This is a genomic window from Bacillus cereus group sp. MG4 (genome assembly GCF_040460055.1).
Taxonomy (GTDB): domain Bacteria; phylum Bacillota; class Bacilli; order Bacillales; family Bacillaceae_G; genus Bacillus_A; species Bacillus_A wiedmannii.
On record NZ_JARVGZ010000001.1, the window covers coordinates 2,031,172 to 2,052,610 of the forward strand.

Genomic DNA, 21,439 nt, shown 5'->3' on the forward strand with positions numbered 1-21,439 from the left:
ATTTACCCCCTTATGTATTTTTTGTATAAAACTTGTGTTCCGCTATTCTCTTCCCCATCTTTCATTAACTCTTCATACAATTCCTTCGCCAAACTTAAACCTGGTACTGGCAATTGTAATTTTTCAGCCTCATCTAAAGCTATCTTCATATCTTTCATAAAATGCTTTACATAAAACCCTGGTTCAAAATCTCCCTTTAACATTCGAGGAGCTAAGTTACTCAATGACCAGCTACCTGCTGCTCCCGTTGAAATACTCTCTAATACTTTATCTGGGTCTAGTCCAGCTTTTTTCGCATAAGCAACAGCTTCACATACTCCAATCATATTAGAAGCAATCGCAATTTGATTGCACATTTTTGTATGTTGTCCACTTCCAGCTGGTCCTTGCAACTGAATATTTGTCCCTAGTTTTTCAAATAACGGTAAACATTTTTCATATATTTCTTTTTCGCCACCGACCATAATTGCGAGCCTTGCTTCTTTCGCACCAACGTCTCCTCCAGATACAGGCGCATCTAACGTATATACATTCTTACTTTTACCGGTTTCGTTAATACGTTTTGCCAATGTTGGTGTAGATGTCGTGAAATCAATTGCTATCGTACCTTCATTTGCATTCTCCAAAATTCCATCTACCCCAAAATACACTTCTTCTACATCATGTGGATATCCAACCATAGTCATTACAACATCAACTTGCTTCACTAACTCTTTCGGTGTATCACACCAATTCGCACCATCTTGCACTAAAGAGTCTGTCTTCGTTTTCGTTCTATTATATACATATACTTTATAGCCGTCTTGCATTAAATGACGCACCATACTTTTTCCCATTACACCAATACCGATGAAACCTATTGATACATTTTTACGTTCCATTTTCTCATCCCCTTTTTTCTAATAAATCACTTACCATCTTTCGAAACTCATTATTAAAATCATCATCTATACTATTTTTCACATTTGAAAATAATATAACAAAAGTGCCTTTTTCTTTATTAAAATTATTGAAAGTGTTCCAACCAGATAGTACACCATGATTATGAAAATAATCCGGATATATGTAAAAACTATATGCATATTTTCGTTCTGTTGAAGGTGAAAACATCGCTTGTCTACTTTGTTCAGAAAGAAGTTTCCCATTTATAATCGCTTCGTCTAACTTCTTCATATCACCAACTGTCGTATACATCTCACCGCATCCATATAACCACTCCATTAACAATTTTTGTGCAGGTTCAAGTACATTCTCTTTCTTTACATATCCTTTAGTAAAATGCTGATCTCCCTGAACCATATTTCCCATACCAGATTCATGCATTTCTGCTTTAGTAAATATATTTTCTTTTATGTAATCTCCTAAAGGTTTTTTTGATATACTTTCTATAATATAGGCAAGCACCATATAATTATAATCTGTATATCGCCAACCTGAGCCTGGTGGAAATTCTAATTTTTGACTTCCAATCCAATTTACTAAATTTATACGAGAAGCGGCATTCACTTTCCCTTTTCCACTTTCCGGTAAACCTGATGTATGTGTTAACAAATGATATAAAGTAATATTCTTATCTACTAGAAAAGAGGGAATATATTTATTTACATTATCTTGAATATTTAACTTCCCTTGTTCCTGCAGCTGTAAAATAGATGTTGCCACAACGGTTTTCGTAATAGAACCGACACGATATTTTCTTTGAGACGTATTATCTATCTTATATTGAACATCAGCATATCCATATCCTTTATTCAATATAACATGCTCTTTATCTGTTACTAAAACTGTCCCATTAAATTGCTTTCCTATTAAATATTGATCTAACTTTCGAGATATACTAGCATAATCAATTTGTTGTTCTTTTTTTTCTTCTATATTCTCCTGTACTTCTGATTCAATAGTAGGATTCACCTTAGTTGTTAATACAGTGCTTTCCTTTATATTGGGATTATAGAGAAAATAGTATACTCCACCACAAACTACAGCAGACAGCGAAGCCATCGTCATTATTTTTTTATCATGTTGTTCCTCCATAATTCCTTCGTTCAAAATCCCCCCCACATTCTATTATCAAACAATAAAAAAAAATCGCAACAATTTGTTGCGAAAAATCACTTTTTTTCTTTTCTATATACACACACTTGATTTTTCCCATTTTTTTTCGCTTCATATAATGCAATATCCGCTCGTTGCATTAATTCTTCTCTTGTAATCCCTTGTTCATATAACGCGACTCCAAAACTCGCTGTTAATTTCGAAATTCCGGAGAAATGCTTTGTTTCAATAAAAAATCGTAATGATTCCGCAACCTGAAATGCTTCTTTTTCTACTGTATTCGTTACTAATATAATAAATTCTTCTCCTCCCCACCTTGCAAATACATGTTGCTGCTCCACTTTAGATTTCATAAGCTCTGCAAGCTGAATTAATGCTAAGTCACCAAAATCATGGCCATACGTGTCATTTACTGTTTTAAAATTATCTATGTCAAATAAAATAAGTGCTATTTTTTCATCGTTACGCATTGCATTATCCCATTCTGCCTCTAGTATTTGTTGGAACTTCAAACGATTATAAATCTCTGTTAACGAATCTATCGTAGCAAGCCTTTCTTGTTCTTGATAGATTTCATCTAATTCTGTAATCTCTGTACACTTCACAATAAATCTTGATAAATCTTCTGGCAGTGGTGTCGCACGCAATAAAAAAGTTGACACTTCCCCTTCATAATTGGACATCTTAATTCTTCTATCATATGATAATGTATCATCTAACCATGTTATATCGTGAGTTGTTGAATAGTATCCGTTTTCTCTAATAAAATGTTCAGCAAATACTAAATGTTGCTCACGATAGGCAAATAAATTTTCATATCCGAAAAACTCTAAGAAATTTGTATTACAATCAACAATCTCATCGTCTTCTACTATAAATAATAGATCATTTTGAAAATCAAACATCGTTTGAAGTAACTCTTGTTGCAAACTTACTTGCCGCACTAAAGAAAGCTGATACAAACTCTTATTCACTTCCTCTAACACCATTTGTGGAGTCACAGGAGCTATCACAATATTACGTATTCCTAACGTAAGCACCTCTGCAAACTCGCTTGTTATCTGTTGATCCCAAATGACAATAAATGTACTCTGTGGATTATACATATTCTTTATATATTTTATTTGAGAAAAATCTGTTACATACATAATTACAATATGTGGTTTTGTTCTCTGAAACAATAATTCTCCTTCTTCAAAACTATTTGCTATAAACATACATTTTGGATGAATATTTTCTATCGTTTGTTGATGTGTACATCCATTTTCTATATAAAGGACATTTAACTGAAGATCTTGTAATACATTTTGGAAAACCGTATTCTCTAATAAAAAATGTAGTATGTTCATCACTAGTCTTCACTCACTTCATATATCTTGTTCTACTGCATTCCTCACAAACATTTTATAAAAAGACTGTTCTCTAAATACTTTAATGAGTGAGGGATACATATTAACAAGCTAATTGAGAATGCTCTCTTCGCTTTTTCTCTATAAATTCCTTTTCTAGTGTATGATTATAGGAATTGTATCGTTTGTATGAATGCCCTAGCTTCCTCTTTAAAACTTGACAATTAAAATAAAGATATTATATTCTTAAATTCGACAACTTACAAAATGTAAGTAGAATATATTACATGTATTTTTTTATAATTTGATATGTTACTTGGAGGATATATAATGACAAACGACAACTTTTTTAATGTTCTATACGAACGCACATCTACACGTGCATTCAACCCAGAGAAAGAAATTTCATCTACAGAGTTACACGAGATTTTAAAGGGAGCTGCTCAAGCACCTTCTGCTTGGAACTTGCAGCACTGGAAATTCCTTGTATTCCAAGGTGAAGATGTACAGAAACGATTGCATCCAATTGCTTATAACCAGCAACAAATACTTGATGCTTCTGCTGTAGTCGCTATTTTAGGTGATTTAGAAGCTTATAAAAACGTTGAACCAGTTTATGGTCCAATTGTAGAACAAGGATTTATGAAAGAAGAAGCAAAAGAGCGCTTAGCTAAAAATATTGAGTCTGCATATGCTCGTGAGCAATTCCCAAGAGATGCAGCCTTTTCAAATGCATCTTTAGCAGCAATGCAACTTATGCTTGCGGCTAAAGCAACTGGCTGGGATACTTGTGCTATTGGTGGTTTCAACCCACAAGCACTTACAGAAGAATTCAATGTTTCATCTCGCTACGTACCAATTATGCTTATTACTATTGGTGAATCAACTTTAAAAGGCCACCCTGCACCACGAATGAGCGTAGAGCAAGTGAGTGAATGGGCAAAATAATAAAGTGAAACTTTAATCAGTGGGGGTTTTCTTCATCCCCCACTGATTATTAGTTGAACCAATCGGGCTTTTACGGGCAGTTGATCCCCCACTTAACTTCTTTGCTTCCGCTGAATTTTGAGGTGGGGGTCTTACTGCTCGTTAATGCGGGGTAAAGTGAACCTTTAATCAATGTGAGGGGCTTACTGCCTGTTAATACAGGATAAAAAAGAAACGAAGGTAATTTCATTACCTTCGTTTCTTTTTCTTCTGTCACACACCCGTAACATTACAATGTATTATTCGACATCTATACATAAAAAAACAGTAAACTTCATGCTATTCCCATACACATAAATGACATTTCGTGTCGAATTTTGTTAAAGTATCGAAATATAACCGTGTGTTTTTGTTACAATTATGATACAATGATAACAAATAGATAACAAGAGAGGGATTTTCATTGAGTTCATACGGAAGCTTTATCGCACTTTTAAGTTACATAGTAACTGTACTGCTGTTATATTTTATTGGCGATGCTACAAACATATCAGTGTTACAATTCCCAAAAGAAGAAGCGTTCCAATTAGACGCCGAAAAACATACTGCAAGATCCATTGCACCACTACTCTTAGCTCTCCCTGTATATATCATCGTTTTATATAAAAGTAAAAAAGTGTAAAGCCTACCTATTTCATTCATTTCGGTGGTCTTTACACTTTTTTGTGATATTTCCCCTATTTTAAACATCATCCCGTACTAAACACCCAGCTAGTCTTTTAAAATGAGAAAATCCCCTAGAAAAAATTCCACTCTCTGTCCAGTCACTCACTACCGAACTTACATAGATTATAAGTGTGAAGGGGGTGATGAGGATTATGTTTGGATCATTTGGATGCTGTGATAACTTTAGAGACTGTCATCATCGTGAAAGAGAGTGCGACCATCGTGACCATCGCGAGAAAGAGAGAGAGGTAAAACCACAACAACCAGCTGTATGTAACGTGCTTGCTAGCATTTCAGTTGGAACAGAACTTTCTCTTTTAAGCATTAAAGGTATTGGATCTTTCCACAATGTAATTTTTGAAGGTTTCGCTAATGGCGTTGCTCTTTTCTCTGCTTTAGCTCGTAACAATAATGATAAAGATAATAAAGACAACGACAAAGATGATAAGAACCGTCAACGTAATACTTTTAATGGTATTTTACGTGTATGCCCAACTGATATCGTTGCTATCGCTATCTAGTTCTGTGTCTTATCCTCTATAGTAAGAAAATAAGATGTACTTTTCTCATAGAAAAAACCTGAGACCGATTTCAAATCGACTCAGGTTTTTTTATTAATTATATGCTTTTAACTAGTTCAACAACTTCTTCAGCAGTTGACATCATTAACGCTTTTTCTGCTAATGTTTCCATTTCTGCTTTTGACAACTTGCTTAGTTGTGTTCTTGCAGGAAGAATAGATGTTGCACTCATACTGAACTCATCTAAACCTAATCCTAATAATAATGGGATAGCAAGTGAATCTCCCGCCATCTCACCACACATATCAGTCCATTTGCCTTCTTTATGAGCCGCATCGATAACCATTTTTACAAGACGTAAAATAGATGGGTTATATGGTTGGTATAAGTAAGCTACTTGTTCGTTCATACGGTCTGCAGCCATTGTGTATTGGATTAAGTCATTTGTTCCGATAGAGAAGAAATCAACTTCTTTTGCGAATTGATCTGCTAATACTGCTGAAGCTGGGATTTCAACCATCATACCTACTTCAATAGAATCAGAAATAGTTGTACCCGCTTCTACAAGTTTCGCTTTCTCTTCTAATAAGATTGCTTTCGCTTGACGGAACTCATCAAGAGTTGCAATCATTGGGAACATAATTTTTAAGTTACCGTATACGCTAGCACGAAGTAATGCACGAAGTTGTGTACGGAACACATCTTGCTCATCAAGACATAAGCGAATTGCACGGTATCCTAAGAATGGGTTCATTTCTTTTGGTAAATGTAAGTATGGAAGCTCTTTATCTCCACCGATGTCAAGTGTACGAACAACAACAGGTTGACCTTCTTTTACACCTTCAAGAACTGCTTTATACGCTTCGAACTGCTCTTCTTCTGTTGGAAGATTGTCACGGCCCATGTATAAGAATTCTGTACGGTATAAACCAACGCCTTCTCCGCCATTATCGATAATACCTTGTACATCATTTGGTGTTCCGATATTTGCAACAAGCTCAACGTGATGTCCATCACTTGTTACAGTAGCTTGGTCTTTTAATTTTGCCCATTCAGTTTTTTGCTCTTCAAATTTCGCTTTCTTTTCTTCAAAAGAACGAAGAGTTTCTTCTGATGGATTTACAATTACTTCTCCATCTAAACCGTCGATGATTACGATATCGCCGTTTTGGATTTTCTCCATAACAACTTTCGTACCAACAACTGCAGGAATTTCCATAGAACGAGCCATAATTGCAGAGTGAGATGTACGTCCACCGATATCAGTTGTAAAACCTTTTGCATACTTACGGTTTAACTGAGCTGTATCAGATGGTGTTAAATCTTCAGCAATGATGATTACTTCTTCAGAAATTGTACCAGGGTTTGAGAAGTTAATTCCTAGTAAATGTGCAAGAACGCGTTTTGTTACGTCACGAATGTCCGCAGCACGTTCTTTCATATATTCGTTATCCATGTTTTCAAACATAGAAATAAACATTGATGCAACTTCATCCATTGCAAATTCAGCATTTACTTTTTCGCTATTTACTTTATCTTTTACTGGGTTTACTAGTTCTGGATCATTTAACACTAATAAATGTGCTTCAAAGATCGCAGCTTTATCAGCACCTAGCTCAGCAAAAGCATGGTCTTTAATAGCTTCTAATTCAGTTTTTGCTTTCTCAAGCGCAGCGTCTAAGCGTGCAATTTCAGCAGCTTCGTTTGTAATTGATTTCTTTTCAATGTTAAATTCAGGATTCTCAAGTCTGAAAGCCTTTGCAATAGCAATCCCACTTGATGCAGCGATCCCTTGAATGTTAAGAGTCATTATTCTCCTAATCCTTCGTTTTTCATAGTTTCTTCGATAGCTGCTAGTGCTTGAGCTGCATCATCACCATTTGCAGTGATTTTAATTTCTGCGTTTTGTTGAATGCCTAAAGACATAACGCCCATGATTGATTTTAAGTTAACGTTTTTTCCGTTATACTCTAAGTTAATGTCAGAACCAAATTTGCTTGCAGTGTTTACAAGTAGAGTTGCTGGACGAGCATGAATTCCTGAGTCGCTAGTTACTTTAAAGATTTTTTCCATGATAATTTATCTCCTTTAAATTACAGTATTTTTTAGTTGTATAGACGTGAGTACTACATCATCTATTGTATATAATAGGCGATGTTCGGTCAACCACATCGCCTATTATAATTATAAACATTTTGCGTCAAATTCCTACTGAATGTCAATAATTGCGTTTTCGCCCTTCTTAACATTTCCATCTTTTTTCAATTCGACTTGTTGTCCTTGTTGTAAATTCGTAAAGACAATTGGTGTAATGATAGATGGTGCATTTTCTTTTACAAATGCAAGATCTACTTTTAATAATGGTTGTCCTTGTTTCACTTTGTCACCTTGTGCTACAAGTGCTTCAAAACCTTCACCATTTAATTTTACAGTATCAATACCGAAGTGAATTAAAATTTCTTTTCCGCCTTCAGATTGAATTCCAATCGCATGCTTTGTAGGGAATACGTTGACGATCTCACCGTTAACTGGAGAAACTACTGTTCCTTCTGTTGGCTCGATTGCAAATCCGTCTCCCATCATTTTTCCTGAGAATACTTGATCAGGTACTTCTGTAATTGGTAAGATTTTCCCTTCAATTGGTGAAACGATTGTTTCGTTTTCATCAACTTTTTGAGGAGCTTCTTCTACTTTTACAGGCTCTTCTTTTTCAACATGAGGTGTACGACCTGACATAATATCATGAATTTGTGATTTTAATGTGTCAGATTTCGGTCCAAAAATAGCTTGAATGTTATTTCCAACTTCAAGTACACCAGCTGCTCCAAGCTCTTTTAAGCGATCTTTGTTTACATTCTTTTGTTCGTTAACTTGAACACGTAAACGAGTAATACAAGCGTCTAAAGAAGCAATGTTTTCTTTACCACCAAGTGCTACTAATACTTCACGAGGAAGTTCACCAGCTTCAGTCTTCCCTGCACCGTCATTAGCATTTGCTACTTCACGACCAGGTGTTTTTAAATCCCATTTACGGATTGCAAAACGGAATCCGAAGTAGTAAATAACCGCTAGTACAAGACCAACAATAATTACCCACCACCACGCTGTACGGCCTGGTAGTACACCGAATAACATAAAGTCGATTAAACCACCAGAGAATGTCATACCAATTTTAACACCTAAAATTTGCATTGTCATAAATGATAGACCAGCGAATACTGCGTGAATTCCGAATAGTACTGGTGCTACGAATAAGAATGAAAATTCAAGTGGTTCTGTAATACCTGTTAAGAAAGATGTTAATGCAGCAGAACCTAAAATACCAGCTGCTAATTTTTTGTTTTCTGGACGTGCTTCATGGTACATTGCTAAAGCTGCTGCTGGAAGACCGAACATCATGAACGGATACTTACCAGTTGTAAATGTACCTGCTGTTAATTCTACACCGTCTTTTAACTGTGCCATAAAGATTTTTTGGTCACCACGAATTAATTCGCCAGCCGCATTTGTATACTGACCGAATTCGAACCAGAACGGTGAATAGAAAATGTGATGTAATCCAAATGGAATTAATGAACGTTCAATTAAACCGAAAATAAATGCTGCTACCGTTCTATTTGCATCAATCATTTGATGTGAGAACGTGTTTAAGCCACCTTGAATGTATGGCCAAACGAAGCACATGATAATACCTACCACTAAAGAGAATGTTGCAGTTGCGATCGGTACGAAACGCTTTCCTGCAAAGAAACCTAAGTATGATGGTAATTCAATGTTGAAGTATTTATTGTAGCAATATGCGGCTACTATACCGACGATAATACCGCCAAACACTCCAGTTTGTAGCGTTGGAATTCCTAATACGTTTGCATACGCTGGATCTGCAAATCCAATTTTTACTGGGTCTGCTCCAGAACTTGTTACTTTCACTAACTTATCTACTTCTAAGAACACACTCATCGTTTTGTTCATAATTAAGTAGCCGACGAATGCTGCTAAACCAGCTACTCCATCTCCACCAGCTAAACCAATTGCTACCCCAACTGCGAATAATAATGCAAGGTTAGCGAAAATAATATCACCAGATTGTTCCATAATTTTTGCTACCATTACGAACCAGTCTGCTTTTAAAGCAGGAATAACATCTGTTAACTGTGGATTTTGAAATGCATTACCAAATCCAAGTAAAATACCTGCTGCCGGTAAAATCGCTACTGGAAGCATTAACGCTTTTCCGACTTTTTGAAGAACACCAAAGATCTTCTTAAACATGGAAACCCTTCCTCTCTTATCTATATTGATACCTTCCGACAAACGCCAAAAAGACATGAGGAAAAAAAGATAGAACGATAGCTATACAAAGGGTAGTATATCCCTTTCTCTAGCTTACATTCCTTACTTTTCTCCACTCATGCCTGATCGAATCAGTAACACGTGTCAAAAATAGGTTTACGTATAAGTTCACTATAATTAAGGCAAACGTTTTCGTTACTTACCTTAATGTGTTTGTCGAAATTTGTATAACTTTGCAATAGTTATTATACATAACTATTGTAAGCGATTCAATGATTTTTTTTAACGTTTTCATTTTAGACAAAAATATATGTCTTTTTACACATGCTCCGCTTTCACTAAGCGCTGCAGGTGCATCGTTAAATATATGCTCTCTGCTTCATATACAGGAAGTTGCAATTCTTTTTGCATGACCTTAACTAGCTTCCAAGCTAAATTATAACAGACGGGATATTCCGCCTTTAATAAATCAGCAAAACTTTGTGATTCCTCTACTTTTTCCCCTTTTTTCACCCGTTCAATAGCATATTGCAAATGACGGATAAGGCGTAAATAGTGGATACTTTCTTGGTCTAATGTAATTTGTAAGTTTGTCTCAATTAAAGATACAAGCTGTGCAATGAGACGGGAGTTTTGATTAACCGAAGATAAATCTGAATTTGTAAGTGAACTGTAAATATGGAGTGCAATAAACCCAATTTCTCCTTCTGGCAATGTAATTTGCAAACGAGAATTTAAAAGGTCTACAACACCTTCAGCAATTTCATATTCCTCTGGATAGAGCATTTTCGTTTCAACTAAAAAAGGATTATCAATTGTAAGTCCTTGTTTTAAACGTTTAATCGCAAAAGAAATATGATCTGTTAAAGCGATATGAATATGTTCATTTAATGGTGACTTTGCTTTTTCTTGAATATAGAACATAATATCATTCATTAATTCAATTAATTTTTCACTCACATGCGGCACTAACAGTTTGTATTGTTCACGATCACGTTCATTTTTTAAAACAAACATTTTTTCAATTTGTTCTTGCTCCAATACATCTTTCGCTTTTTTTCCAAATCCAATTCCTTTACCAATCACTACTACTTCCTCGTGTTCAGGATGGCTAGCAATGATGACATTATTATTTAAAACTTTTTTAATTTCTAGATAATTACTCATATAACACCACCCTCGTACTTAAATAGCCTGCTTTTATGTTACAGAACATTCTTATTTGTCGTCAATGTAAAACATCTACCATTTCATAAAAATTCATTTTTTAGACATGTTTATATATGATGCGTATAATGTAAGAGCAACTGTACATAGAAAGGAGATAACAATATGATTAAAATGTTTGTAAGTGATATCGATGGTACAATGATGCAACACGGAGGTCTCATTGATGAGCAGGATGTTGCGGCACTGCGCAGTCTTGCTGAGCAAAATGTTATTCTTTGTTTCGCTTCTGGCCGACTTGATAATGAAATTGCAGACTTAATGAAAGCTGTAAATACAAATTTCCATCGCATTAGTGTAAACGGTGTTTTCGTGTACACTAACGAAAACAAGCAACTATTATCTGCAACATTCGATTCGAGTATTCTACCTGATCTGTTAGCAATGACAAATGAAGATCCTTATTTTCGTTATGTAAGTGATGAGCATAATTATTACATTGAAGAAAAAACACCTTTTATTCATGAGCTTGAACAACAAGTAACAATGACTTCTGTTGAGGAACCAAATTTATTACAGAAAATAGATGATACAATTTTCCCAAATAAAATCTCTGTCGGTGGAACAAAGGAAAGCTTACAACTCCTTCAGAAAAAAATTGATGAAAAATTCCACGGAAAAGTTAGTACCTTCATTTCAGCAGAACAATGTTTAGATGTAATGCCACCTAATATTAGTAAAGGGGCTGCTATTTCTGTTTTATTAAAAGAGTTTCAACTACAACCAGAGGAAGTTGCTTGCATTGGGGATTCTTATAATGATATTCCAATGTTTTCTTTAACTCCTCACAGTTTTGCTATGTCTCAAGCTGATGACGCAGTAAAGGAACACGCTCACTATGTAGTAAATACGGTTAAAGATGCTGTTAACCACGTAATTGCCCATAATAAAAATACGACTCACTCCTTGTAAGGATGAGTCGTATTTTTTTCTTTACATGTTAAACAATTTGACACTAACTGTACTTCACAAACTGAAATATATTATTTGTTACGTGCGATGTTTGTAATAAACTTATAACGATCCCCACGATAAATACATTTCACATACTCTAGCGGTACTTCACCTTCTGAATATGACCATTGACGCATTACAAGCACTGGCGCCTTTTTAGGAATATGCAGATGTTCAGCTTCATTATCCGTTGCAATTGAAGCTTCAATTGATTGAGTAGCGCTAACAAGTTTAAAGCCCAGTTTTTTCTCTAAATGTTCATATAAAGATTGTTGCAATATTTCTTCGTTAATATCTTTTACAAGAGCTGGCGACAAATATGTCGTCTCAAAAGCAATCGGTTCATCATCAGCTAAGCGAATACGCCTCACTTCATAAACCGACTCTCCCTCCTGTATTCTCAACCGGTCTGCTATTTTCGCAGTAGCTGGAACTAGGCGGAAACTAAGTAATTGACTACTTGGGTTCATCCCACGAGAAATCATATCTTCTGTGAATCCCGTCATTCCTTGCAGTTTTTGTTCCACTTTCGGAAGTTGGACAAACGTACCGATTCCACGTTTCCGATATAAATAACCTTGTTCCACTAAATTATTAATCGCCTGTCTGATTGTCATACGACTCACTTCGAACTTATCACAAAGTTCATTCTCAGATGGGATTTTATCTCCCGGCTTCCATTCGCCGTCCTCAATTAGCTGTTTCACCCACTCTTGAATCTGATAATAGATCGGAAATGGTGAATACTTGTCGATGTTCATCAGCAATCGCCTCACTGCATAAAGATAGAGCTTCTTGATCAGCAATTACGGTTACATTCGGATGACGTTGTAAAACTGTAGCAGGACACGCTTCACTATACTCACCTTGCAATAATTCTTTAAGAGCTTCTGCCTTTTTAGAACCCATAGCAACAAGTAGAACTTGTTTCGCTTTCATAATGCTTCCAATTCCCATTGTAATCGCATGAGTTGGCACATCTTCTTCTTTTTCGAAGAAGCGAAGGTTTGCTTGGCGTGTAGATTCTGTTAATTCAACAATGTTTGTTGGAGAATTAAACGGTGTTCCTGGTTCGTTAAATCCGATGTGACCGTTTTCACCGATTCCAAGAATCTGTAGGTCAACTGGGTTAGCAGCTAGAATGCCCTCGTAACGTTTGCACTCTTCCTCTAAATCACTTGCCATCCCGTTTGGTACATAAGTTTGTTTAAATGGAAGATGATCAAACAACTGTTCTTGCATGAAATAGTGATAGCTGTTTTTATCTTCATGTGGTAAATTTACGTACTCATCTAAGTTTACAGTGGTTACACGGCTTGTATCAAGTTTATTTTTTCGCATTTCTGCATAAATACCTAATGGAGAGCTTCCTGTAGCCATTCCCAATGTTGGATTTTCTTTTGTTTTTACAACTTCTTCAATTAATTTATAACCTGCTTCTGCTAGTTCTTCTGGAGTTTTTACAACAAGAATATTCATTTAATTACTTCCCTTCCTTCATATGAATTCCTAAACGAACCGTATCATATACATGTAAATCTTCATTCATCACAACAAAGTCTGCATCTTTTCCTACTGCCAATGCACCTTTATGATTTAATCCAAACTCTTCTGCTTGGTTAACTGATGTCATTAGTACTGCATCCTCGATTGAACAACCTGTAAATTCAATTACATTTCGGAAAGCCTGATCCATTTTTAGAATACTACCAGCTAACGTTCCATCTTCTAATCGAGCACTACCATCTTTTACATGTACTGGCTGTCCGCCAAGCTCATATAATCCATCTTCAAGACCTTTTGCACGCATTGCGTCAGTAATAACACTTACTTTTTTCGGTCCTTTTAATTTATATGCTAATTTCACCATATCAGGGTGAATGTGAATACCATCTGTAATTACTTCAACCATTACATCTGGATTTAATAACACATGACCAACAACTCCTGGTTCACGGTGATGTAATCCACGCATTTGATTGTATAAATGCGTTGCATGTGTAATGTTTCTATTTTTCAGTTGCGCATCAATTGCATCTGTATGCCCCATTGTGCCAACAACACCAGTTTCAGCAAGATACTGCTCAAACTCTAACGCACCTTCTTCTTCAGGTGCATATGTTACTAATTTAATTAGATTCCCGCTTGCTTCCTGCCATTGTTTAAATTGTTCAATATTCGCAGGAACAATATGTTCAAGTGGTTGTGCACCTGCACGTTTTTTTGAAACATACGGTCCTTCTAAATGAATATATTCGAAATGTGCCCCTTTTTCTTTCGCTTCCTTCGCAGCATGTAGTGCTGCTTCGATTGCTTCTGGAGCTTGTGTCATTGTTGTTGGGAAGTAAGTTGTAACTCCTTCTTGTAACATTTCTTTACCTAGAGTTACTAACCCATCGCTATTTGCATCCATCGCATCAATATCGTATCCACCATGAATATGAACATCAATCATACCTGGAATCACAATCTTCCCTGCTGCATCTAAAACCGCTTCATTTTCTTGTGATACATATTGAGCCATCAAACCAATTTCTTTAATTGTTTCTGCGTAACGAATAAATCCGTTTTCCACTACTTCTTGACCTGTATAAATTTTGGCATTGATGACAACTTGCGTTTTCATTTTCATCGATCCTTTCCCATGAAATACCTACTTGTTATTATTACCTTATTCGCCTAATTCCATCTTAATATATGCACGAGTAGTTGTCTAGACATTCGAATGAAATTTCCTCTTTGTTTAACAAAAAGGAAACTTAGTACGTCTCTTGCAATTATAATATATGTTATTCAGTTTTCCAAAAAGGGAGAATATCCCCTATCATATTACTCACTTAAGTAATGGCATTAATCCACTAGAGCCTATTGTAATATGCTCGCCGTCTGTTTCCATTTCTACTGTACGTTTATTTGTTCCATATATCATTATACCATGCTGTTTTAAGCGTCTCACTACACTTTGATGCGGATGTCCATATGGATTTCTGCTTCCATATGAAAGAATCGCAAACTGTGGTTCTACTTTCTTTATAAACATTTCACTTGTTGAAGTATAGGAGCCATGATGTCCCACCTTTAACACATCTGCATGTACATCAAATTGCTTTAATATTTCAGTTTCCGTCCGCACATCAGCATCACCCATTAGTAAAAAATCCGCTTTTCCGTATCGTACCTTTAACACAATTGAAGATTCATTATTTTCATCTTTTGATTTCCCATTGTTTAATACTTGTATGGAGACATGCGGATCTAGCGGTATGTATTGTCCCTCTTTTACTGAAACGAAAGGAATTCCTCTTTTTTTAATATGATTCCGGTATGTGTGATACGTAAAAGAACTATATGTTTTTCCACTATCTAATATAAGTGATACCGGCATTTGTTCTACAATCGGAATGAGTCCTCCAATGTGATCCATATCAGGATGCGTACTGACGATAGCATCTAAATGGTTAATCCCTTTTTCGATTAGTTTTTGAATGATAACCTCACCTGCTTCATAAGGTCCCCCATCAATTAACATCGTTTGTCCATTTGGCAATGTAATAAGTGTCGCATCACCTTGCCCAACTTTTAAAAAACTCACTTTCATTTTACCAAAATGTTGCCGCTGCATATGTAAAGGAGACGCGGTATGAATAGACATCATATATCTTTTGGCCGATGCACTATTTAAAGAAAAGCATAACAAAACAGAAACTAACAATAAAATACTTCGCATACTTCTCATAACTCGTCTCCTTTTTTCAATTAGTATGGCACGGTATATAATTGATATACAAAAAAAGCTTAGCAAAATTCTAAGCTTTTATTTCGATATCTCCTGTAAAGAACCAAAGAATAAATCTGCTTCATTCATTTGTTCATTCTCTTCAGAAAGTGCCGGTAAATCATCTAATGTTTTCAATCCAAATGTATCCAAAAATTCTTTCGTTGTTCCATATAAAATAGGACGCCCTGGCCCTTCTGCTCTTCCCATTTCTTTTATAAGTAAGTGTGAAACTAACGTTTGTAACGCCTTATCGGTTTTCACCCCTCTAATCTCTTCCATTTCAGTCCTTGTAATAGGTTGACGATATGCCACAATCGCTAACGTTTCTAAAGCAGCCTGAGAAAGTGAAGCCGCTGTTGGGATATCTATTAATTTTTGATAGTACGAAGCATGTTCTTTCTTTGTAGCAAAACGATATACTTTTGCATACTGTACAATTTGCAAACCGCGGTGTGCACCTTCACATTCTTTTTGCATTTCTTCTAAAATATCGATTACTTCATTTCCTTCAATTTCAAGTACTTTCGCTATTTGTTCTGGATAAATCCCTTCATCACCAGAAACAAATAAAAGCCCTTCAATGATTGATTTCTGTTCTTTTCTATCCATTTTACGAGCTCCTTCCTCCAATTTTCTCCATAAAAATACACATCAAAAAACCGAATCACAATCAATGCGTTCGGTTCAATATTTTTTCTCTTGTTCCAAACGATACATTCAAACCTAGCATGAGATATATTATTTCCATCCCATTTTCCATACTAACTCTATGCAGATTTAGTAGAGCTTGATACGAAAATTTCATCAAAATTATGTTCTTGTTCAATTATGATTTGTTGATTTTTCATAAGCTCAAGAACCGCTAAAAATGTTACAACCATTATTTCCCGTTCATCATCAACAAACAAATCATAAAAACTTTGACGACCACCTTGTATTTCTAACTGTTTTAAAATATCAATCATGCGCTTTTCAATTGGTATTTCTTGACGAGTAATACGTGTTGTTACAGGTTTCTTTGCTTTTTTACGGCGCATTAATTTTTGAAATGCCGCTAGCATATCATATAACGTAACATCAAGAGGCAAGTTTGTCTCCTCTTCTTGTTGCAACGATGTAAAATCAATTGGCGGACGTGTATATAGCTGTGCTCTTTCTTGTTCTCTTTCTTTTAGCTCAGTAGCAACTTGCTTATATTTCTTATATTCAATTAACCTCTCCATCAATTCTTGACGAGGATCATCTATAAAGTCATCACCGTTATCAAGTACATCTTCTTCATGTTTCGGCAACAACATTTTACTTTTAATTTGTAATAAAGTCGCAGCCATTACTAAATACTCACTTGCAACATCTAATTGTAGTTCTTTCATCGTATGAACATAAGATAAATATTGCTCTGTAATTTCCGCTACAGGAATATTATATATGTCAATTTCATAACGATGTATTAAATGTAACAATAAATCTAAAGGCCCTTCAAAAGCCTCTACTTTAAAATTATACTGCACAAAGCATCCCACCACATTTTTTCTATAACAACATAAGTATAGAGCATACTCATGTTCTATCCAACCTTTTTAAGAAATTTAATTAAAAATAGACCTATGCCTATATCATCATGCCCACCGCTTCATATGATAACAGTGTAGTAAGAACAATGTAGGAGGTCAAAAAACTATGGGTCACGTTGATTGCGGTTTTAGCGGTGGGTTCGCATTACTTGTTGTATTGTTTATTTTACTAATTATTGTAGGGGCAGCTTGCTTCTGCTAATATGAACAATAACGACTAGGGGCAATTCCCTAGTCGTTTATTGTTTATATTTCTATGATACACTTGTATTTATAACCGTTAAACAGGGGGGAAGAAAATGTATCCTACCGAATACATACAATTTTTAATTCATTTTCACGGAGATTATGATTATTTTGAATGCCACGAAACACTGGAAGAATATTGGAAAACAAAACCGAGAGGATATCGTGACAATTATTTAGTCGGTCTTATTCAAATTGCAGTTTCTTTATACCATCAAAGACGCTCTAACTGGAATGGTGCAGAGAAGATGATGAAAAGCGCCATAACGATTCTAGAAAAAAACAGTGCACCTTTACTACGTTTAGGAATAAATCAGACACAACTTCTATGCTTACTCCAGGATAGATTGCAATCTATACAGAAAGAAGAGAGTTTTACACCGTTATTTTTACCGTTATCGGATACAACATTAGAAAAGCAGTGCATGGAATTATGTCAGAAACAAAACCTTCCTTGGAAAGACGTGAATGCTACTTCTAATGAATATATAATACATAAGCACACGTTACGTGATCGAACAGAGGTCATCGCTGAACGAAACGAACAATTACAAAAAAGAAAGCAGAGATAATAAACCACTTATCTCTGCTTTTACGAATGTATATTTTGTTCTAGCCCTTTACACTTTTTGCAAAAACTTGCTGTTTGCTCATTTCCGCAAATTGTAAACTCAAGAAATTTACTCTTTAACTCTTGAACCATCTTCGTCCCAATACCCATATGACGATGAGACGGGTTCACACTCAAATGCTGAATTTCCAACACTTGATTCTCTTTTTTTTCAATCCCCATTATACCAACAAAATCTTCGTTTTGTTTCCACAAATACAATTGCCAATCATCCTTTGCTTCATAATCTTTCATAGTCAATTGTAATGTTTTCACATCTTTTTCAGTTGGCATAAATGAAAGAAGCCCCATTGCAATCTTTTCATAACTTTTTTTAAAACGAATTAACATAACCCTTATCCCTTCTTACAAAAGTTACAAACTATTAATCCCCTCAACCACTCTTTTCATATCACATTCATTTTACAATATTTTCAACAGAGTGAGAAGGGCCTAAAACAACTTGATAATCATACAAAGCGAAAAGAAGAAAGTCAAATATATGTTTCAGTACTATTTTTTCTAAGTAGATTAAGAAAGAAACGCTGTTATATGAAAGTAAAAAGAAACATCCACCGCTCATTACCACTTCAATATTCATCACCTGAGAGCAAATGAATTCTAGCAAAATTAATGTAATAAAAATATTTATTGAAACATGAAATCTAATGTATTCTATGTAATTTGTTAAAATTTTGTTCTTATAAGCGCCATATTTTCGCTACAATAACAGTACTACTTGTATCATGTACTGCAAACGAAATACCCATTCCTATTAAAAAACAAAAAAGAGAGCCATAGCTCTCTTTTCCCATTTACTTATTCTTCCCAAACTTTAACTTCTTTCATTACATCGCCTTGACGCATGTTTAATACTGTTTCAATACCGCTTGTTGCTTTACCGAATACAGTATGTACACCATCTAAATGCGGTTGTGGCTCATGAACAACAAAGAATTGGCTACCGCCTGTATTACGGCCAGCATGAGCCATAGAAAGTGAACCTACAAGGTGTCTATGAGGATTTCCATCAGTTTCACATGGGATAGAGTAACCTGGGCCACCTGCACCTGTTCCTGTTGGATCTCCACCTTGGCTTACGAAGCCAGGAATAACGCGGTGGAATGTCACACCATCATAAAATCCTTGCTCTGCTAGTTTTTTAAAGTTTTCTACTGTTTTTGGTGCCTCTTCTGGGAAAAATTCTAACTCGATTTTTTCGCCATTTTCCATTAATATGTATCCTAAAGTTTTCATACGTATATGTCTCCTTTCAACTATCTCAGCACTATATTACCACATTCATGACTAGAAACAAAAAGAATCCGACAATCTAGATACTTCTTTTTCGAAATGTGGAAAAAGCTAGGTGACAAATAAGAAATATATACTATAATAACTGTGTTGCCCGAAAATTTTAGAAAGAGAAAGGGAGCGATTTTTCGTGAAAACGAAATTACTAGCTCTGCTATTGGCTGTAACGGTATTTATGATGCCAACAGCTTCGTTTGCAGACATCATCGAAGGAGAATCAATTGTTACACTAGGAGAAAACTTGTCTGAACAACAAAAACAAGATCTGTTAAAAGAAATGAAAGCACCAAAAGATGCTACAATCATTACTGTGTCTAATGCGGAAGAACATAAATTTCTAGAAGGGATTGTTCCAAAAGCGCAAATTGGTACGAGAGCAATTTCCTCTTCTATGATTACATACACAAAGCCAGGGTCTGGTCTCATTGTACGTTCAAAAAACATTAATTCGATAACAGATGCAATGTACACAAACGCACTTATTACAGCAGGTGTGAAAGATGCAGAAATTCAAATTACTGCACCATTTAAAGTTTCAGGAACTGCTGCTTTAACCGGTTTAATGAAAGCCTATGAAACAACATCGAACAAAGCAATTCCTGAGGAAGTAAAAAAAGTAGCCAATGAAGAAATGGTGCAAACAGCCCAGCTCGGCGATAAAATTGGTGAAGAAAAAGCAGTTCAACTTGTTGCAAAAATTAAAGAAGAAATTGCCAAAGAACAGCCAAAAACGACTGAAGATTTACGTTCATTAATTAAAAAAATTGCGGATCAACTTGGTATTACATTAACGGATGAACAGTTAGATAACTTAGTTGCGCTATTTGATAAAATGAAAAATCTTAATATCGATTGGAATCAAGTTGGCAGTCAGTTAAATAAAGCAAAAGAACACGTTTCTGCCTTTTTAGGATCTGAAGAAGGGCAAGGTTTCCTAGATAAAGTTAAAGATTTCTTCTCAAGTATCATTGATTTTGTTAAATCGTTATTCAAGTAAAAAGAAGCTCGTCACTGACGAGCTTCTTTTTTTATACAAGTAATGGCAATTTCATAACAGCTTCTTCGACCGAACGAACAATATGATTTGCCTTATCCTTCACATATGGATGAGCATGATGTAGAGTAAATGAATGCGGAGTTACTTCGAACATAGAAATATCATTGAAAGAATCTCCAATGCATGCAACTTCATTTGCTTCAATTTGCAAATGTTCCATTAGTCGCCTTAAAGCACTCCCTTTACTTACTCCCCTTGGCATAATGTCAACATAGCGTTTACCAGACATAAAAACTTCCGCTTCGCTCTGAAATGTATCTCGTAACTCTTGATCTAATGCTGCAATTGTCTCTTCTTCCCCAAAAACAAACAATTTTGCAGGATGTACAGTCTTACCAAATTCCTCTTCTAATGCTTCTATCTCAGCAATATGCACGCCCATATACGTTTCAAAAGTATGATGATGTTCATTCTTTCTTTTTGTATACCGTTGCTCATTTGCACAAACAATATCTGCTAGTCCCTTTTTATGGATATATCGATATATTTCCTGGGCAATCCCATCTTCAAAACTTGATTCATGAAATATTTTTCCATCCGGCAGTAACATCGTTGCTCCATTTAAACTAGTTGTGTAATACGGGAATGCAAACCTATTTACGACTTCATCAATTCGATGAGTAAAGCGGCCAGAGGCAAAACAAATATTTGTCCCTTTTTCAGCTAACCAACAAAGTGCACGTTCATCTTCTTTTTGCATATCATTCACATTGTAAACGAGCGTATCATCTAAATCACTTACAAATAATTTAATCATGTCCTCTTCCCCTTCCATACACAATATCTACTCTAAGTGTACACAAAAAAT

General features: G+C 35.4%; 24 protein-coding genes. 7 read left to right on the forward strand and 17 right to left on the reverse strand.

All coding sequences use genetic code 11. The features are described 5' to 3' along the window. Positions 1-2: 2 nt before the first annotated feature. From QCI41_RS10585 to QCI41_RS10595, 3 genes are all read right to left on the reverse strand, one after another. Positions 3-881, reverse strand: coding sequence for an NAD(P)-dependent oxidoreductase (locus QCI41_RS10585; protein WP_262744712.1), 879 nt, complete (start codon positions 879-881; stop codon positions 3-5). A 4-nt stretch (positions 882-885) separates the two neighbouring features. After that, positions 886-2,034 carry a serine hydrolase domain-containing protein gene (locus tag QCI41_RS10590; RefSeq protein WP_353838844.1) on the reverse strand — a complete coding sequence of 383 codons (1,149 nt, stop codon included), beginning with the start codon at positions 2,032-2,034 and terminating at the stop codon, positions 886-888. Positions 2,035-2,111: 77 nt separating this feature from the next. Then, the gene (locus QCI41_RS10595; RefSeq protein ID WP_353837507.1) at positions 2,112-3,404 is read right to left on the reverse strand and encodes a GGDEF domain-containing protein; all 1,293 of its coding nucleotides are present in this window, start codon (positions 3,402-3,404) and stop codon (positions 2,112-2,114) included. Positions 3,405-3,734: 330 nt separating this feature from the next. Between QCI41_RS10595 and QCI41_RS10600 the strand changes: the two genes are divergently transcribed. The 3 genes from QCI41_RS10600 (at position 3,735) to QCI41_RS10610 (ending at position 5,578) form a co-directional block, all read left to right on the forward strand. After that, on the forward strand, positions 3,735-4,352 hold the full coding sequence (locus QCI41_RS10600) for a nitroreductase family protein (protein ID WP_000180385.1): 618 nt from the start codon (positions 3,735-3,737) through the stop codon (positions 4,350-4,352). Between the two features lie 442 nt (positions 4,353-4,794). Next, positions 4,795-5,013, forward strand: coding sequence for a hypothetical protein (locus tag QCI41_RS10605; RefSeq protein WP_060488367.1), 219 nt, complete (start codon positions 4,795-4,797; stop codon positions 5,011-5,013). Positions 5,014-5,209: 196 nt separating this feature from the next. Beyond that, positions 5,210-5,578, forward strand: a complete 369-nt coding sequence (locus QCI41_RS10610) for a DUF3915 domain-containing protein (RefSeq protein ID WP_342715622.1) — start codon at positions 5,210-5,212, stop codon at positions 5,576-5,578. Positions 5,579-5,675: 97 nt separating this feature from the next. Here the strand turns inward: QCI41_RS10610 and ptsP are convergent, their stop codons facing one another. The 4 genes from ptsP to glcT all read right to left on the reverse strand — a co-directional run bounded on the left by ptsP (position 5,676) and on the right by glcT (position 11,038). Beyond that, positions 5,676-7,388, reverse strand: coding sequence for a phosphoenolpyruvate--protein phosphotransferase (gene ptsP, locus QCI41_RS10615; protein ID WP_353839238.1), 1,713 nt, complete (start codon positions 7,386-7,388; stop codon positions 5,676-5,678). After that, on the reverse strand, positions 7,388-7,651 hold the full coding sequence (gene ptsH / locus QCI41_RS10620) for a phosphocarrier protein HPr (protein ID WP_000411080.1): 264 nt from the start codon (positions 7,649-7,651) through the stop codon (positions 7,388-7,390). Before ptsH ends, ptsP begins: the two co-directional genes overlap by 1 nt. Before the next feature lie 135 nt (positions 7,652-7,786). Further along, on the reverse strand, positions 7,787-9,850 hold the full coding sequence (gene ptsG / locus QCI41_RS10625; protein ID WP_353837505.1) for a PTS glucose transporter subunit IIABC: 2,064 nt from the start codon (positions 9,848-9,850) through the stop codon (positions 7,787-7,789). A 339-nt stretch (positions 9,851-10,189) separates the two neighbouring features. Then, positions 10,190-11,038 carry a glucose PTS transporter transcription antiterminator GlcT gene (gene glcT / locus QCI41_RS10630; RefSeq protein ID WP_098667429.1) on the reverse strand — a complete coding sequence of 283 codons (849 nt, stop codon included), beginning with the start codon at positions 11,036-11,038 and terminating at the stop codon, positions 10,190-10,192. A gap of 165 nt (positions 11,039-11,203) precedes the next feature. Here glcT and QCI41_RS10635 point away from each other — a divergent pair, with 165 nt between their 5' ends. Further along, the gene (locus QCI41_RS10635; RefSeq protein ID WP_353837504.1) at positions 11,204-12,010 is read left to right on the forward strand and encodes an HAD family hydrolase; all 807 of its coding nucleotides are present in this window, start codon (positions 11,204-11,206) and stop codon (positions 12,008-12,010) included. A 71-nt stretch (positions 12,011-12,081) separates the two neighbouring features. Here the strand turns inward: QCI41_RS10635 and phnF are convergent, their stop codons facing one another. The 6 genes from phnF to scpA form a co-directional block, all read right to left on the reverse strand. Beyond that, positions 12,082-12,813, reverse strand: a complete 732-nt coding sequence (phnF, locus tag QCI41_RS10640; protein ID WP_002194085.1) for a phosphonate metabolism transcriptional regulator PhnF — start codon at positions 12,811-12,813, stop codon at positions 12,082-12,084. After that, positions 12,743-13,531, reverse strand: coding sequence for a glucosamine-6-phosphate deaminase (nagB, locus tag QCI41_RS10645; RefSeq protein WP_088097623.1), 789 nt, complete (start codon positions 13,529-13,531; stop codon positions 12,743-12,745). Before nagB ends, phnF begins: the two co-directional genes overlap by 71 nt. Positions 13,532-13,535: 4 nt before the next feature. Continuing rightward, entirely contained in the window at positions 13,536-14,678 is a 1,143-nt protein-coding gene (nagA, locus tag QCI41_RS10650) for an N-acetylglucosamine-6-phosphate deacetylase (RefSeq protein WP_353838843.1), read from the reverse strand. Positions 14,679-14,885: 207 nt separating this feature from the next. Next, the gene (locus tag QCI41_RS10655) at positions 14,886-15,788 is read right to left on the reverse strand and encodes a ComEC/Rec2 family competence protein (protein WP_046957457.1); all 903 of its coding nucleotides are present in this window, start codon (positions 15,786-15,788) and stop codon (positions 14,886-14,888) included. A gap of 78 nt (positions 15,789-15,866) precedes the next feature. Beyond that, positions 15,867-16,439: a segregation/condensation protein ScpB gene (gene scpB, locus QCI41_RS10660; protein WP_000375162.1), complete on the reverse strand. Its 573-nt coding sequence runs from the start codon at positions 16,437-16,439 to the stop codon at positions 15,867-15,869. A 158-nt stretch (positions 16,440-16,597) separates the two neighbouring features. Further along, positions 16,598-17,341 (reverse strand): segregation/condensation protein A, encoded by a 744-nt coding sequence (gene scpA / locus QCI41_RS10665; RefSeq protein WP_001199757.1) that lies wholly within the window; start codon positions 17,339-17,341, stop codon positions 16,598-16,600. Between the two features lie 169 nt (positions 17,342-17,510). Here scpA and QCI41_RS10670 point away from each other — a divergent pair, with 169 nt between their 5' ends. After that, positions 17,511-17,606, forward strand: coding sequence for a YjcZ family sporulation protein (locus QCI41_RS10670; RefSeq protein ID WP_000510194.1), 96 nt, complete (start codon positions 17,511-17,513; stop codon positions 17,604-17,606). Between the two features lie 97 nt (positions 17,607-17,703). After that, positions 17,704-18,222 (forward strand): DUF309 domain-containing protein, encoded by a 519-nt coding sequence (locus QCI41_RS10675; RefSeq protein WP_353837503.1) that lies wholly within the window; start codon positions 17,704-17,706, stop codon positions 18,220-18,222. Between the two features lie 20 nt (positions 18,223-18,242). On the opposite strand, the gene ribT is transcribed toward QCI41_RS10675, so the two are convergent. The 3 genes from ribT to QCI41_RS10690 all read right to left on the reverse strand — a co-directional run bounded on the left by ribT (position 18,243) and on the right by QCI41_RS10690 (position 19,517). Next, a complete protein-coding gene (gene ribT, locus QCI41_RS10680) occupies positions 18,243-18,611 on the reverse strand; it encodes a GNAT family N-acetyltransferase RibT (RefSeq protein WP_353837502.1) in 369 nt (122 codons plus the stop codon). 67 nt (positions 18,612-18,678) lie between these two features. Further along, positions 18,679-18,861, reverse strand: coding sequence for a hypothetical protein (locus QCI41_RS10685; protein ID WP_137052988.1), 183 nt, complete (start codon positions 18,859-18,861; stop codon positions 18,679-18,681). 218 nt (positions 18,862-19,079) lie between these two features. After that, entirely contained in the window at positions 19,080-19,517 is a 438-nt protein-coding gene (locus QCI41_RS10690; protein WP_000853789.1) for a peptidylprolyl isomerase, read from the reverse strand. Positions 19,518-19,704: 187 nt separating this feature from the next. On the opposite strand from QCI41_RS10690, the gene QCI41_RS10695 reads away from it, so the two are divergent. Further along, complete coding sequence (locus tag QCI41_RS10695; RefSeq protein WP_000850509.1) at positions 19,705-20,571, forward strand: DUF1002 domain-containing protein; 867 nt, start codon at positions 19,705-19,707, stop codon at positions 20,569-20,571. Between the two features lie 31 nt (positions 20,572-20,602). On the opposite strand, the gene QCI41_RS10700 is transcribed toward QCI41_RS10695, so the two are convergent. Then, complete coding sequence (locus QCI41_RS10700; RefSeq protein ID WP_116867838.1) at positions 20,603-21,406, reverse strand: Cof-type HAD-IIB family hydrolase; 804 nt, start codon at positions 21,404-21,406, stop codon at positions 20,603-20,605. Positions 21,407-21,439 lie beyond the last annotated feature (33 nt).

Coding starts and splice junctions, on each gene's coding strand:
- QCI41_RS10590 (WP_353838844.1), bottom strand. CDS start 2,034: ATGGAGGAACAACATGATAAAAAAATAATGACGATGGCTTCGCTGTCT.
- QCI41_RS10670 (WP_000510194.1), top strand. CDS start 17,511: ATGGGTCACGTTGATTGCGGTTTTAGCGGTGGGTTCGCATTACTTGTT.
- nagB (WP_088097623.1), bottom strand. CDS start 13,531: ATGAATATTCTTGTTGTAAAAACTCCAGAAGAACTAGCAGAAGCAGGT.
- scpB (WP_000375162.1), bottom strand. CDS start 16,439: ATGGATAGAAAAGAACAGAAATCAATCATTGAAGGGCTTTTATTTGTT.
- QCI41_RS10675 (WP_353837503.1), top strand. CDS start 17,704: ATGTATCCTACCGAATACATACAATTTTTAATTCATTTTCACGGAGAT.
- ptsP (WP_353839238.1), bottom strand. CDS start 7,388: ATGACTCTTAACATTCAAGGGATCGCTGCATCAAGTGGGATTGCTATT.
- ptsG (WP_353837505.1), bottom strand. CDS start 9,850: ATGTTTAAGAAGATCTTTGGTGTTCTTCAAAAAGTCGGAAAAGCGTTA.
- QCI41_RS10685 (WP_137052988.1), bottom strand. CDS start 18,861: ATGAATATTGAAGTGGTAATGAGCGGTGGATGTTTCTTTTTACTTTCA.
- nagA (WP_353838843.1), bottom strand. CDS start 14,678: ATGAAAACGCAAGTTGTCATCAATGCCAAAATTTATACAGGTCAAGAA.
- QCI41_RS10610 (WP_342715622.1), top strand. CDS start 5,210: ATGTTTGGATCATTTGGATGCTGTGATAACTTTAGAGACTGTCATCAT.
- QCI41_RS10690 (WP_000853789.1), bottom strand. CDS start 19,517: ATGAAAACTTTAGGATACATATTAATGGAAAATGGCGAAAAAATCGAG.
- ptsH (WP_000411080.1), bottom strand. CDS start 7,651: ATGGAAAAAATCTTTAAAGTAACTAGCGACTCAGGAATTCATGCTCGT.
- QCI41_RS10700 (WP_116867838.1), bottom strand. CDS start 21,406: ATGGAAGGGGAAGAGGACATGATTAAATTATTTGTAAGTGATTTAGAT.
- QCI41_RS10595 (WP_353837507.1), bottom strand. CDS start 3,404: ATGAACATACTACATTTTTTATTAGAGAATACGGTTTTCCAAAATGTA.
- glcT (WP_098667429.1), bottom strand. CDS start 11,038: ATGAGTAATTATCTAGAAATTAAAAAAGTTTTAAATAATAATGTCATC.
- ribT (WP_353837502.1), bottom strand. CDS start 18,611: ATGTTAATTCGTTTTAAAAAAAGTTATGAAAAGATTGCAATGGGGCTT.
- QCI41_RS10655 (WP_046957457.1), bottom strand. CDS start 15,788: ATGAGAAGTATGCGAAGTATTTTATTGTTAGTTTCTGTTTTGTTATGC.
- QCI41_RS10585 (WP_262744712.1), bottom strand. CDS start 881: ATGGAACGTAAAAATGTATCAATAGGTTTCATCGGTATTGGTGTAATG.
- QCI41_RS10635 (WP_353837504.1), top strand. CDS start 11,204: ATGATTAAAATGTTTGTAAGTGATATCGATGGTACAATGATGCAACAC.
- phnF (WP_002194085.1), bottom strand. CDS start 12,813: ATGAACATCGACAAGTATTCACCATTTCCGATCTATTATCAGATTCAA.
- QCI41_RS10600 (WP_000180385.1), top strand. CDS start 3,735: ATGACAAACGACAACTTTTTTAATGTTCTATACGAACGCACATCTACA.